Source organism: Ammonicoccus luteus (genome assembly GCF_050880385.1).
Taxonomy (GTDB): Bacteria; Actinomycetota; Actinomycetes; order Propionibacteriales; family Propionibacteriaceae; genus Enemella.
In genome coordinates, this window is sequence record NZ_JBNZCI010000002.1 from 188,049 (window position 1) to 202,004 (window position 13,956).

At 67.3% G+C, this 13,956-nt stretch carries 9 protein-coding genes and 1 tRNA gene; 7 read left to right on the forward strand and 3 right to left on the reverse strand.

Going from position 1 to position 13,956, the window contains the following annotated elements:
* The first annotated feature begins 65 nt into the window (after positions 1 to 65).
* From ACQ260_RS06210 to ACQ260_RS06220, 3 genes are read left to right on the forward strand one after another with little or no spacing between them, the layout of a single operon-like run.
* A complete protein-coding gene (locus ACQ260_RS06210; RefSeq protein WP_432558548.1) occupies positions 66 to 1,706 on the forward strand; it encodes an NAD(P)-binding protein in 1,641 nt (546 codons plus the stop codon).
* Positions 1,703 to 5,329 (forward strand): pyruvate:ferredoxin (flavodoxin) oxidoreductase, encoded by a 3,627-nt coding sequence (gene nifJ / locus ACQ260_RS06215; protein WP_432558549.1) that lies wholly within the window; start codon positions 1,703 to 1,705, stop codon positions 5,327 to 5,329. Before ACQ260_RS06210 ends, nifJ begins: the two co-directional genes overlap by 4 nt.
* 2 nt (positions 5,330 to 5,331) lie before the next feature.
* On the forward strand, positions 5,332 to 6,351 hold the full coding sequence (locus ACQ260_RS06220; protein WP_432558550.1) for a dihydroorotate dehydrogenase-like protein: 1,020 nt from the start codon (positions 5,332 to 5,334) through the stop codon (positions 6,349 to 6,351).
* Between the two features lie 43 nt (positions 6,352 to 6,394).
* Here ACQ260_RS06220 and ACQ260_RS06225 read toward each other — a convergent pair.
* Positions 6,395 to 6,467, reverse strand: a tRNA-Thr gene (locus tag ACQ260_RS06225).
* Positions 6,468 to 6,599: 132 nt separating this feature from the next.
* On the opposite strand from ACQ260_RS06225, the gene ACQ260_RS06230 reads away from it, so the two are divergent.
* Both ACQ260_RS06230 and ACQ260_RS06235 read left to right on the forward strand, forming a co-directional pair.
* Entirely contained in the window at positions 6,600 to 8,606 is a 2,007-nt protein-coding gene (locus ACQ260_RS06230) for an acyltransferase family protein (RefSeq protein WP_432558551.1), read from the forward strand.
* Entirely contained in the window at positions 8,585 to 9,646 is a 1,062-nt protein-coding gene (locus ACQ260_RS06235) for a hypothetical protein (RefSeq protein ID WP_432558552.1), read from the forward strand. Before ACQ260_RS06230 ends, ACQ260_RS06235 begins: the two co-directional genes overlap by 22 nt.
* Here ACQ260_RS06235 and ACQ260_RS06240 read toward each other — a convergent pair.
* Positions 9,637 to 10,362, reverse strand: coding sequence for a DedA family protein (locus ACQ260_RS06240; RefSeq protein WP_432558553.1), 726 nt, complete (start codon positions 10,360 to 10,362; stop codon positions 9,637 to 9,639). The two genes, ACQ260_RS06235 and ACQ260_RS06240, sit on opposite strands and share 10 nt — an antisense overlap.
* A 132-nt stretch (positions 10,363 to 10,494) precedes the next feature.
* Between ACQ260_RS06240 and ACQ260_RS06245 the strand changes: the two genes are divergently transcribed.
* Together ACQ260_RS06245 and ACQ260_RS06250 are read left to right on the forward strand one after the other, a co-directional pair.
* A complete protein-coding gene (locus ACQ260_RS06245) occupies positions 10,495 to 11,589 on the forward strand; it encodes an ABC transporter ATP-binding protein (RefSeq protein ID WP_432558554.1) in 1,095 nt (364 codons plus the stop codon).
* Positions 11,590 to 12,813 carry a DUF4032 domain-containing protein gene (locus ACQ260_RS06250; protein ID WP_432558555.1) on the forward strand — a complete coding sequence of 408 codons (1,224 nt, stop codon included), beginning with the start codon at positions 11,590 to 11,592 and terminating at the stop codon, positions 12,811 to 12,813.
* On the opposite strand, the gene ACQ260_RS06255 is transcribed toward ACQ260_RS06250, so the two are convergent.
* The gene (locus ACQ260_RS06255; RefSeq protein ID WP_432558556.1) at positions 12,798 to 13,949 is read right to left on the reverse strand and encodes an acyl-CoA dehydrogenase family protein; all 1,152 of its coding nucleotides are present in this window, start codon (positions 13,947 to 13,949) and stop codon (positions 12,798 to 12,800) included. The two genes, ACQ260_RS06250 and ACQ260_RS06255, sit on opposite strands and share 16 nt — an antisense overlap.
* Positions 13,950 to 13,956: the final 7 nt, after the last annotated feature.

The window sequence follows — 13,956 nt, forward strand, 5'->3', positions numbered from 1 at the left end:
CATTCGCGCCCGCACGCGGAAGAGGTGGACTACGGTGGAGGTCGGATTCCAACGGAGGACCCCGAATGATTCACCCGCAACGGCGCGACGTGACCCAGCTGCCCGATCTCTTCCACACCGAGGGGAGGGTCGGACCGGAACGGACGAGGCGTCCGATCTATCTCGATCTGCTCCCACCGTGCAACGCGGCCTGTCCGGCCGGGGAGAACATCCAGGAATGGCTCCGGCTGATCAAAGCCGGCGAGGCCGAGTCCGCGTGGCGGCAGCTCACCCAGGACAACCCGTTCCCGGCGATCCACGGCCGGGTCTGTTATCACCCGTGCGAGACCTCGTGCAACCGTGCCGAGCTCGACTCGTCCGTGTCGATCCACGCGGTCGAACGCTTCCTCGGTGACCGCGCCCTCGAGCTGGGCTGGCAGTTCGCGGCCCCGCCGCACGCTTCGGGCCGCCGGGTCCTGGTGATCGGGTCCGGCCCGTCCGGGCTGTCCGCGGCCTATCACCTGGCCCGGCTCGGGCACGAGGTGGAGATCTGCGACAACGGCGACGAGCCGGGCGGCATGATGCGCTACGGCATTCCGGCGTACCGGCTCCCCCGCGACGTGCTGGACGGGGAGATCGCGCGCATCCAGGCTCTCGGGGTGCGCATGGTGCAGAACCACGCCGTGGCGGACCTGCTCGAGGAGCAGAAGGAAGGCGATTTCGACGCCGTGTTCGTCGCTGTCGGCGCCCATCTCTCGCGCAAGGTCGACATCCCGGCCCAGGACGCCTCGAAGATGGTCGACGCTGTGCAGTTCCTGCGCGGCGTGGCGTCGGGCGACCGGCCCCTGATCGGCCGGAAGGTCGCGGTCTATGGCGGCGGCAATACCGCGATGGACGCCGCCCGCACCGCCCGCCGACTGGGCGCCGAGGAGGCGATCATCGTCTATCGCCGGACCAAGGCGCAGATGCCCGCCCACGAGGAGGAGCTCAGCGAGGCCGAGCGCGAGGGCGTCAAGATCAACTGGCTGCGCACGATCACCGACGTCTCCGACGACCTCACCGTCGAGATCATGGAACTCGACGAGAACGGGCGCCCGCAGGGCACCGGGCGCTTCGAGAAGCTCGAGGCCGACTCGGTGATCATGGCCGTCGGGCAGGTCCCCGAGACCGAGTTCCTGCACAATATCGACGGGCTCGAGTTCGATCGCGACGGCGTGCTGCAGGTCGATCATCAGACCCTGATGTCCACGGTGCCCGGCATCTTCGCCGGCGGCGACGCGGTCCCCTCGGACCGCACGGTCACCGTCGGTGTCGGCCACGGCAAGAAGGCCGCGCGTGCCATCGACGCCTGGCTCAACGACACCGTGCCCGACCGCCGCCCCAAGCACGACCTGGCGAGCTTCGACAAGCTGAATCTGTGGTACTTCGGCGATGCCTCCCGCCGCGCCCAACCCGAGCTCGACCCCGATGCCCGCATCCTCGCGTTCGACGAGATCGTCGGCGGCCTGGAGGCGGCGCAGGCGTCGTTCGAGGCGTCCCGCTGCCTGTCGTGCGGCAACTGCTTCGAGTGCGACGGCTGCTTCGGCGCGTGCCCGGAGGACGCGATCATCAAGCTCGGCAAGGGTCACCGCTATCGCTTCGACTATGACAAGTGCACCGGCTGCGGCACCTGCTTCGAGCAGTGCCCCGTGCACGCCATCGAGATGCGCCCGGAAGGACAGTCATGACGCGCACCCCCGCCCGCGCCATCATCGACGGCAATGAGGCCGCCGCGTCTGTGGCGTACCGGCTGAACGAGCTCTGCTCGATCTATCCCATCACGCCCAGCTCGACCATGGCGGAGCTCGCCGACGAGTGGTCCGCGCGCAGTCGCTCCAACGTGTGGGGCACCGTCCCGACCGTCATCGAGATGCAGTCCGAGGCCGGCGCCGCCGGCACCATGCACGGGGCCCTCCAGGGCGGCGCGCTGAGCACGACGTTCACGGCGTCGCAGGGTTTGCTGCTGATGATCCCGAACATGTACAAGATCGCCGGCGAACTGACCTCCACCGTCTTCCATGTCGCCGCCCGGTCGCTCGCCGCGCAGGGCCTGTCGATCTTCGGCGACCACCAGGACGTGATGGCGGTCCGGCAGACCGGGTTCGCGCTGCTCGGGTCGGCGTCGGTGCAGGAGGCCCACGATCTCGCCTGTGTCGCCCAGCTCGCGACGCTGGAATCGCGCGTCCCGTTCGTGCACTTCTTCGACGGCTTCCGGACCTCGCACGAGCTCAACACGATGTCAAAGCTCAGCGATGACGACCTGCGATCCTTGATTCCCGAGCACCTGATCCGCGAGCACCGCGCCCGCGCGCTGTCGCCCGCGCACCCGATCATCCGCGGCACCGCGCAGAACCCGGACGTCTATTTCCAGGGTCGGGAAACGGTGAATCCGTACTACGCCAAGACCCCCGGCATCGTGCAGTCCGCGATGGACCGGTTCGCGACGCGGACCGGGCGGCAATACCACCTTGTCGAATATCACGGCGCCCACGACGCCGGACGGGTCATCGTGATCATGGGCTCCGGCGCCGAGACCGTCCGCGAGACCGTCGACCACCTGCTCGCCCAGGGCGAGAAGGTCGGCATGGTCCACATCCGGCTCTATCGGCCGTTCCCCGTCGACGAGGTCCTTGCCGCCATCCCCGCGTGCTGCAAGAAGATTGCGGTGCTCGACCGGACCAAGGAGCCCGGATCGGGCGGCGAGCCGCTGTTCCTCGACGTCGCGTCCGCGCTCGGGGAGAGCTATGCCCGCGGCGAGCGGGACCGGCTCCCCCAGATCGTCGGTGGTCGCTATGGGCTGTCGAGCAAGGAGTTCACTCCCGGCATGGTCGCAGGGGTGTACGCGGAGTTGGCGAAGGACAAGCCCCGCTCCCGGTTCACCGTCGGCATCATCGACGACGTCACCCAGCTGTCGATCGACTACGACGACTCGCTCGACATCACCCCGGCCGAAACGCTGTCGGCAGTGTTCTATGGCCTCGGCTCCGACGGCACGGTCGGCGCGAACAAGAACACGATCAAGATTCTCGGTGACGATCCGGACCGCTTCGCTCAGGCGTACTTCGTGTATGACTCGAAGAAGTCCGGCTCCCGCACGATCTCCCATCTGCGCTTCGGCCCGAAACCGATCCACGCCCCCTATCTGGTGAGCCGGGCCGGCTTCATCGGCTGCCACCATTGGTCGATCCTCGAACAGGTCGACATCCTGGCGAACGCGCGCGAGGGCACGATCCTGCTGCTCAACACGCCCTATCCGCCGGGTGAGGTGTTCGAGAAACTCCCCGCCCCCGTGCAGGAGAAGGTCATCGAGCTCGGCCTGCAGGTGTGGACCGTCGACGCCGGCGCGGTTGCGCGCGAAGCAGGCCTCGGCAACCGGACCAACACCGTGTTGCAGACCTGTTTCTTCGCGATCTCCGGGGTGCTGCCGGCCGAGGAGGCCGTCGCGGCGATCAAGCAGTCGATCCGCAAGACCTACGGCCGTCGTGGCGCCGAGGTCGTGGCCCGCAACGAGCGCGCCGTGGACGCCTCTGTGAGCAACCTCCACCGAGTTCCGGTGCCCGAGCAGGCCGCCGGCGGGCACCCGCTCAAATCGCCGGTGCCGGACCACGCCCCGGAGTTCGTGCGCACGGTGACCGCGGAGATGATGGCGGGTCGCGGTGATCTGCTCCCGGTCTCCGCGCTCCCGGTCGACGGGTCCTATCCGAGCGGCACGACAGCCTTCGAGAAGCGCAATATCTCCAGCATCGTCGCCGAGTGGGATCCGGAGACCTGCATCCAGTGCGGCAACTGCTCGTTCGTGTGCCCGCACTCGGTGATCCGGTCGAAGTACTATCTGCCCGACAAACTCGCCGGCGCTCCCGACACCTTCCAATCAGCGCCGCTGAACACGGTCGGGGTGCCGTTGGCGCAGTACACCCTGCAGGTGTTCGCCGAGGACTGCACGGGCTGCGGACTGTGCGTCGAGGCATGTCCGGTCAAGCCGGTCGGTCAGCCCAACCGACGCGCGATCAACCTCTCCCCCGTTGCCGAGCGGCTCGAGGACGAGAAGCGCAACATCGAGTTCTTCGAGACCATCCCGAACAACGACCGCACGCGTGTCGATTTCGGCACCATCCGCGGCACGCAGTTCCTGCAACCGCTGTTCGAGTTCTCGGGCGCATGCTCCGGCTGTGGCGAGACGCCCTATGTGAAGCTGCTCAGCCAGCTGTTCGGTGACCGGGCCACGATCGCGAATGCCACCGGGTGCTCGTCGATCTATGGCGGCAACCTGCCGACCACGCCGTGGACGCAGAACGAATATGGCCGCGGACCCGCTTGGTCCAACTCGTTGTTCGAGGACAACGCCGAGTTCGGTCTCGGCATGCGGCTGGCCGCCGACCTCCACGCGGGGCTGGCCCGCAAGCGACTGATCCAGTTGCGCGAGGAGATCGGACCGGAGCTGGTCGATTCCATCCTCGACGCCGAACAGCACTCGGAATCCCAGTTGGCAGCGCAGGCCCTCCGGGTCCAGCAGTTGCGCGAACGCCTTGAAGACCTTGACGGGCACCGGGTCGAGGACCTGCGTTCGGTCCTGGATCACCTGATCCGGCGCAGCGTGTGGATCGTGGGCGGCGATGGTTGGGCGTACGACATCGGCTCCGGCGGCCTCGACCACGTGCTTGCGTCCGGCCGCAACGTGAACGTCCTCGTGCTCGACACGGAGGTCTATTCCAACACGGGCGGTCAGTCCTCCAAGTCGACCCCGCTGGGCGCGGTGGCCAAGTTCGCTGCTGCGGGCAAGACCACCAACAAGAAGGATCTCGCGATGCAGGCGATCGCGTACGGCAACGTCTATGTCGCCCGCGTCGCCATGGGCGCCGATCCCCAGCAGACGCTGAAGGCGTTCCGTGAGGCGGAGTCCTATGACGGTCCGAGCCTGATCATCGCCTACAGCCACTGCATCGCCCACGGCATCGACATGCGGAAGGGTCTGGAGCAGCAGTACAACGCGGTGAACACCGGCCACTTCCCGCTGATGCGGTTCAACCCCATCGCGAGCCAGAAGGGCGAGAACCCGTTCCTGCTCGACTCGCCGAAGCCGCGCGTGGCCCTCAAGGACTATCTCTACAAGGAGCTGCGTTATCGCATGCTCGCGCAGTCCGACCCCAAGGAAGCCGCGCGACTCCTGGATCTGGCCACCGCCGCCGTGCGCCAGCGCTGGGAGACCTATGAAGAGATGGCGACGAAGGAGGCGGCCGAGTTCGCACCCGACGCCCGCCGCGAGGGCGAAGTTGCCCCGGAGAAGCAACCCGAGAAGGAAGGCACCAAGTAAACATGCCGGATCTGAGCACCACCTATCTCGGGCTGCAGTTGCGCAACCCGCTCGTTGCGTCCGCCGGGCCGCTCACCCAGTCCACCGACGGTTTCGCCGCACTGGCCGCTGGTGGCGTCGGGGCGATCGTGATGTTCTCCCTGTTCGAGGAGCAACTGCGTCACGAGGCGGCGCACGACATGTTGTTGGAGGATGAGTACGCAGAGTCGTTCGCGGAGTCGCTGTCCTATTTCCCCACCGTCCCCTCCTCCGATGTGGGGCTGAGCGCCCGTTATGTCGAGACCCTCCAGCGCGGCATCGAAGCCGCCGGGGACGTGCCGGTCATCGCCTCTCTCAACGGCACCACGATCGGCAGCTGGGTCGAGTTCGCCCAGCAGCTCGCGGACGCCGGCGCTTCGGCGTTGGAGCTGAACATCTATCTGGTGCCCGGCGACACCGGGATCAGCGGTCGCGAAGTCGAGGATCGGCACGTCGAGATCCTCGAGGGCGTCAAGAACGCCGTGAACGTTCCGGTCGCGGTCAAGCTCTCCCCTTATTTCTCGTCACTCGGCGAGATGGCGCACAGGCTCGTGGACGCGGGGGCCGACGGACTCGTGCTGTTCAACAGGTTCCTCCAGCCCGAGATCGACATCGAGACCCTCCAGGTCGAGGCCGGCGTCACCCTGTCCCGCTCGGTCGAAGGGCGGCTGCCGCGCACCTGGATCGCGGCCCTGCGGGGCCGGGTCAACGCGTCCCTTGCGTTGACCTCCGGGGTCGAGACCGGCGAGGACGTGATCCGCAGCCTCTTGGCCGGGGCGGACGTGGTGATGACGACGTCCGCAATGCTCCGCCGCGGTCCCGGCTATGCGCATGAACTCCTCGGACAGCTCACCGACTGGCTCGGGCGCAAGGAGTTCGACTCGGTCAGCGCCATGCGCGGCCTCCTCGCCGTGCCCGCGGAAGCCGACCATGTGGCGTACGAACGTGCGGGCTATCTCGCAGCGCTGGAGAAGGCCAAAGAGACGTACGCGCCCATGCGCTGACTGCCCTAGCCAGGCGAGTTCGAGCGCGCACTGCGCCGATCAGAGCCCCCGACAGGATTCGAACCCGCGACCCTCGCTTTACAAGAGCGACGCTCTACCAACTGAGCTACGGAGGCATGCCCGTCTATTCTGCCGGGCCTGAGCACGCTTGTCGAAGCGGTTCGCTGATTCGTGGCGGTGCGAGTATCGTGGCGGCGCCCCCACCCGCCCATCCGCCGACGTGCGCCCTGTGACGGAAGCGAGTTGCCTTGGCCCAGAAGACCGCCGCCGTCGGAAGTCCCCAGCGGACCAAGCGTCGCGGCGAGATCCATGGCCTCCGCGGCCTTGCGATCGCGCTGGTTGTGGCGTACCACCTGTGGGGCGCGGGCCGGGTGTCCGGCGGCGTGGACGTCTTCCTGATGATCTCCGCCTATCTGATGACGGCAAGCTTCCTGCGACAGGGCATGGCGTTCCGCATCCTCGACTTTCTCGTCGGGCGCTTCCGGCGGCTCATCCCGTCATCCGCCGTCGTCATCCTGAGCGTGTGCGTTGCCGGCTGGTTGATCCTTCCGCCCACGCGGTGGTATCCCCTGCTCGACCAAGCCCTCGCCTCCCTCTTCTATAACCAGAACTGGGTGCTGATCGATCTGGCGACGGACTACACGTCGCCGGACCGCAGCGGGACGAGCCTGCTGCAGCACTACTGGTCTTTGTCGATCCAGGGGCAGATCTTCGTGCTCTGGCCGTTGCTGATGCTCCTGGCGATGGGTCTCTTCAAAGTCACGAGGATCCCGATCAAGGCGACCTTGGGCGTGATCTTCACTGCCATCACCGCGGCATCGTTTGTCTATGCGCTGCGGGCCGTCGCCGACAACCCGTCCCGGGCCTATTTCGACACCTATGCCCGGGTCTGGGAGTTCTCTCTCGCCGCGCTGTTCGCGTTCGTCCCCGTCCTGCGGGTGCCCTTCGCAGTGTCGGCCGCGATGAGCTGGATCGGCGTGATCGCGATCGGCGTCGGCGGCATGATCATCGGTCGCCAGGACTTCCCCGGGCCGGTCGCGCTGTGGCCCTCTCTCGCGGCTGCCCTCGTCGTGTTCGCGGGCGGCTCCGACCGCAAGGCCCATGCCGCCTATTGGCTCTCGACCAAGCCGCTCGCCTGGATCGGTGACCGCGCCTATGGGCTCTATCTCTGGCACTGGCCGATCCTGATGTTCTGGCTTTATCTGAGTGGCCGGAACGAGGTCGATCTGCTCGGCAGCGTCGGCGTGATCGGTCTGTCCATTCTGCTGGCCGACCTGACGACGCGAACGGTCGAGCGGCGTTTCAACACGCTGCCGGTGCTCAAGGCCAAGCGCTGGGGCCTCGCCACCATCGCCACCATCCTGATCATCGCGTTCGGCACCGTCCAGTTTTGGACCCAAGTGCTCGACCGCGGCGTGCAGGCGGTCAACCAGACCCCGGAAACCGAACGGCCCGGGGCGCGCGCGGTGACTCCCGGCGCGGAGTTGCCCACATCAACCCCGTCCCGCAGCATCGTGCCGGGCGACACCGTGATCGGCACCGACTGGCCAGAGGCGCTCCCCCCGTGCGGGGAGGACCTCACCCCCCAGCCGCCGCCTTCGGAATGCTCCGAGATCCGGCCCGAGGGCCCGCCGCACAAGACGGTCGTGATGATGGGCGACTCGCACGCGAATCAGTGGAACCCGCTGATGGTCGACCTCGCGAATCGCGAACAGTGGCACCTGTTGGTGATCATTCATCCGGGCTGTCGGTTCAGTCTGGAGAACCAGCTCAGTTCGCCCGAGTGCGTCGAATTCACCCGCGAACTGACCGACTATCTCCTCGAGTTGCGGCCAGATTTCGTGTTCACGGTGGGTACGCGCGCCCAGGCGGAGGGGCCGGAGCTGCCCGTGGAGACGTACGCCGACGCCGCCCGACCGATCACCGAGGCAGGCATCCCGATCGTCAACATGCGCGACAACCCGCGCTTTTCGTTCAAGATGCCCGAATGCGTGCAACGCTATGGCGCGGCGGATCCGCGCTGTCTGCGGCCGGTCGAAGAGAAGCTGGCTCCGGTTTCGCCACAGCTCGCCCTGGAGACGGACCCGAACATGCTGACCATGGACCTGACGGAGTTCATCTGTCCGGCCGGGTGGTGTTCCCCGGTCATCGGCAACGTTTATGTCTATATGGATGACAACCACTTGAGCCGGACCTATGTCCACACGCTCAAAGATGAGTTCGAGGCACAGCTGTGGCGCGTCGTCGAGCGTTGAGGGCACGGAACCGCCGCCTCGAGCACGTCCTGCTGGTGTTGCTGCTGGTGGTGTCCGCGATCGGCTTCTCGCGCAGCAGCAAGACAGACGTGTCGGCGGCCCCGCCGCCGGCCCCTGCCGTGGCCCGGGCGCCACAGGCCGAACCACTCGATCCGCTCGTCACCCCCGAACCCCTCGCCCGCTCCGTGACGATGCGCCAGACCCGGATCGCCGGCCGCGGATTCGGTTACTGCGCCAACGGCTCGATCGACGTTCCCCCGACCGAAGCGACCCGGGTCATCGTGGTGATGCACGGCAACGACCGTCAGCCCTGCTCCGTGGCAGCCGCCGTGCTGGCCGCCGGGACACCGGAACAGCGAAGCCGGACCCTCGTGGTGTCGCCGTGGTTCCCGGTTCGGGAGGACCGGATCAATCCGAACACCCACCTCTACTGGAGCTTCTACAGCTGGTCCCAGGGCGACCGGTCCGCCAACAACGACGCCTCGATCTCCTCCTATGCGGTCGTCGACGAAATGCTGGATCGCGTGCGGCACCTGCCGATCGTCGTCGCGGGGTTCTCGGGTGGCGGCCAGTTCGTGGCCCGGTACGCCGCCGGCACCAGCCACGAACCCGTGCGGTTCATCATCACCAACCCGTCGTCCTACTTGTACTGGGACGATCAGCGCCCGGGCGTCAGTCCGGAACAGCTGGCCGCCTGCCCGACGTTCAACGACTACCGCTACGGCCTCAACAAGCTGAACGACTACATGGCAGACGCGGGCGAGCTCAACCTCAAACGTCGGTTCGGCGAGCGGCGGATCATCTATCTGCTGGGTGATGCCGACAACGATCCCCGGTCGTCATCAATGGACCGGTCGTGCGCAGCGGGCGCGCAGGGCGCTCACCGGTTTGAGCGTGGCGAACGCTATTGGGCCTATCTGCCGTCGGTCTTCGGTCCCCAGATCCACACACGGCACCGCAAGATCGTGGTCCCCCGTGTGAGCCACAACGTCCACGCGATGTTCCAGCATCCCGACTCCCGCGTCGCTCTCTATGGCTGAGCCTTCGCGGCCGCGGCGCGCTTCTTCTGGTTCGACCGCCACAGCGCGGTGACGATCATGCCGACGAGGATGGCGATGGTGATCCACCACAGATAGCGCCCGTATTCCGCCACGACCGCGACAGCCGGCTCGCCGATGCGGAAGCCGAGATAGAAATAGACCGACTGCATGATCGCGGCGAACACCAGGTCCCACGCGAAGAACCGCCGCCAGCTCATGCCGGCTGTGCCGAGGGTGGCATAGATGACGGCAGCCGGCAGCGGGACAGGCAGATAGGTCAGGAACAGCGCGGGGACTGCGTACTTGAGGGTGATCTTCTCCGCTCGTTCGGCGTTGCGGCGCGCCCGCTTGGACTTGCCCGCGACCATCTCGAACACGCCCCGGCCCCAGAGCCGCCCGGCCCAGAAATAGACCCAGTCGAACTTGATGACGCTGAGCGTGGCGACGACCAGCCAGAATGGCCACCACGGCGCCTGGCCGATTGCCGCCAGCGCGCCGATCATCACCACGCCCGTGCGCGATCCGGTCAACGTCGCCGCAAGGAACGGCTTCGTCAACAGCACCGCGCGGAAGGGCAGCAGCGCCAGCGAATAGATGCCCAGCACGCTGATCCACCCGAAACAGGCAAGATCCGACCGGGTGGGCTTGTGCCCCCACGGCATGCGTGGGTCCTCCCACCACTCCGGCTCGGCTGGTGCCTCGTCCTTCTCCGTCACGCGGGCGAGTCTATGTCGGCGCCGGGGTCCGGTGCCCTCACAAACCGAAGCGGTGCCAGAATGAGACCAGCAGAGCACTACCCCAAGAATTCTGTCATCGGGCCCAACTGCCCGCGGAGGGAGTTTCACCACGTGGCCACCGTGAGCTACCGGGACGCAACTCGACACTTCCCAGGGGCCGATCGACCGGCTGTCGATCGGCTCAATCTGGAGATCGGTGACGGCGAGTTCATGGTGCTCGTCGGCCCGTCCGGGTGCGGGAAGTCAACCTCCCTGCGCATGCTGGCCGGCCTCGAAGAGGTCAACGGCGGCAGCATCTGGATCGGCGACACCGACGTCACCCACCTTCCACCGAAGGACCGGGACATCGCGATGGTGTTCCAGAACTATGCGCTCTATCCCCACATGACCGTGGCCGAGAACATGGGCTTCGCGCTGAAAATGCAGAACGTGCCGAAGGCCGAGCAGGAACAGCGCGTCACCGAGGCCGCGCGGCTCCTGGGTCTGGAGGAATTCCTCAGTCGGAAGCCCAAGGCGCTGTCCGGTGGCCAGCGGCAGCGCGTCGCGATGGGCCGCGCGATTGTCCGGCAGCCCCAGGTGTTCCTCATGGACGAGCCGCTGTCGAACCTGGATGCCAAGTTGCGCGTGTCGACCCGCACCCAGATCGCCGCGCTCCAGACCCGGCTGGGGGTGACCACGGTCTATGTCACCCACGACCAGGTGGAGGCCATGACGATGGGCGATCGGGTGGCGGTGATGAAGGATGGCGTCCTTCAGCAGGTCGATTCGCCGCTCGCCCTCTATGACACCCCTCGCAACCTGTTCGTGGCGGGGTTCATCGGGTCGCCGGCGATGAACCTGCTCGACGGACGGGTCACCGACGGCGGGGTGGAGATCGGCGACTTCGTGGTGCCGGTCAGCCGTGAGGTGCTCGAGCGGGCCCTGGGCGAACAGGTCCTGACCATCGGGATCCGACCGGAGAACTTCATCCTCGCCGAGGGGGAAGGCATCGGCATGGACATCTCCGTCGTCGAGGAATTGGGCGCGGACTCCTACCTCTACGGCGTTCCGACTGGCCTGACCGGAGCGAACGCGCTGAGCGCGCCGCAACTGGTGGCCCGCATCACCTCGCGCCGCACGCCACAGCGCGGCGCACAGGTGCGGCTCGCCGTCGAACCCGATCACGTGCACGTCTTCTCGCCGATGACGGGCGATCGGATCTCCTGAGTGCCGCGATTTCTGTCAGCGAGGCCAGACGCACGGCTGATTCCTCTGCCGTGGGGCACGCCACTGTCCGAGTGGTCGAGCGATCATCTCGTCGCCCTTCCGCGGGGCATCTCCCGCCACGTCGTCCGGTTCATCCGCGTCGAGGACGAGATCTATGCGGCCAAGGAGGTGATCGAGCATTTGGCGCTGCACGAATACCGCCTGCTGCAGGACCTGGCCCGCATCGACACCCCTGCTGTCGAGCCGCTCGCGGTGGTCACCGGGCGCCACAGCCCGGACGGGCAGCCGCTCGACCCGATCCTGCTGACCCGACACCTGCGCTTCGCCCTCCCCTATCGCAGTCTCTTCACCAGCGGTGTCCGCCCCGAGACCGTCGGCCGCCTGATCGACGCGATGGTCGTGCTGCTCGCCCGCCTGCATCTGGTCGGGTTCCTGTGGGGTGACGTGTCGCTGTCCAACACCCTGTTCCGACGGGACGCCGGCGAGTTCGCCGCCTATCTCGTCGACGCGGAGACCGGCGAACTGCACGACTCCCTCAGCGCCGGCCAACGCGAGCACGACCTGCACCTCGCCCGCATCAACCTGTTCGGCGAGTTCCTCGATCTCCAGGCCGGTGGTCAGCTCGACGCTGCGCTCGACCCGCTGACCCTGGTCGAGCAGATCGAGGCGCGCTATCGGGACCTCTGGGCCGAGCTGACGGGCGCCGAGGAGTTCGACGAGTCCCAGATGCATCGCATCGAGAGCCGAGTCCGGCGACTCAACGCGCTGGGCTTCGAGGTCGCCGAACTCGACATCACCACCGACATCGACGGGACCTCGGTCCGGATCCAACCGAAAGTGGTCGATGCCGGTCACCATTCCCGTCGGCTGCTGCGCCTCACGGGTCTCGACACCGAGGAGAACCAAGCCCGGCGCCTGCTCAACGACCTGGATTCGTTCCGGGCGCGCACGGACCAGCAGAGCGCCGACGAGGCCGTGGTCGCGCACCAGTGGTTGACCGAATGCTTCGAACCGGTCGTCCGGGCCGTGCCGCAGCATCTGCTGGCAAAGCGGGACGCTGCGCAGATCTATCACGAGTTCCTGGATTATCGCTGGTATCGCTCCGAGGCCGCCGGTGCCGAGGTCTCCCTGCGAGAGGCCGCCCGCGGTTATGTGAACGATGTGCTCCAGCGGCTGCCCGACGAGGCCGTCCCCGCGGCCGGCGATGGCTATCCGGACGTCTGACGCAGCAGCGATCTGGCGATGACGAGGCGCTGGATCTGATTCGTGCCTTCGAAGATCTGGGTCACCTTGGCCTCCCGGAAATACCGCTCGACCGGAAAATCCGCCACATAGCCATAGCCCCCCAGCACCTGCACCGCCTCCGTCGTCACCGACATCGCCGCATCGGTCGCCACCAGTTTCGCCACGGCCGCATCGGCGACGAAGTCCATCCCCGCGTCGCACTTCCGTGCCCCGTGCAGATAGGTCGCCCGGGCGGCGGCCACCTTCGCGGCCATCTCCGCCAGCAGGAACCGGATGCCCTGGAAGTCCGCGATCCGCCCGCCGAACTGCTCGCGCTCCCGCGCATAGGCCACCGCCGCTGCGAGCGCTGCCTGGGCGAGGCCCGTCGAACAGGCGGCAATTCCGAGCCGACCGTTCGCCAGGGCACTCAGGGCCAACCGCTGGCCCGCACCCTCGGGACCGATCCGATTGGCGCGATCGACGCGTACTCCCTCGAAGTGCACCGGCGTCGTCGGCGACGCCCGCAGGCCCATCTTGCGTTCCGGCGGGCCCGGTGCCAGCCCTTCGGCCACGCCGTCGACCACGAAGCAGCTCAGCCCGTCGCGCCCCTCTCCGGTCCGGGCGAACGTCAGATAATAGTCCGCGAGCCCCCCATGGCTCACCCAGGCCTTCTCGCCGTCGAGCACATAGTCAGCACCGTCCGGCTCGGCGCGCAGCCGGATCGCATCGACATCGGAGCCGGCCTGGGGCTCGGACAGGGAGTACGCCCCCAGCAGACGCCCACCCAGCATTCCCGGCAGCAGACGTGCCCGCTGCTCATCGGTTCCCGAATGCACGACGGGGTGGCAGGTCATGACGTGCACGCTGACCCCGAGCGCGACGCTCATCCACGCGGTCGCGAGTTCCTCCAGCGCCTGAAGATAGACCTCATAGGGCTGGCCGAGCCCGCCGACCTCCTCCGGATAGGGCATCGCGAACAGCCCCAGCTCGCCGAGCTCGACGAGACGTTCCCGCGGGAACGACTCCTGCTCCTCGGCTGCCGCGGCGGCGGGCGCGAGGCGCTCACGCGCGTACTCCCGAACCAGCTCGATCAGCTCCAGGCCCTCGGCCGACGGCACGACGCGCTCAACCTTCATGCTCGAT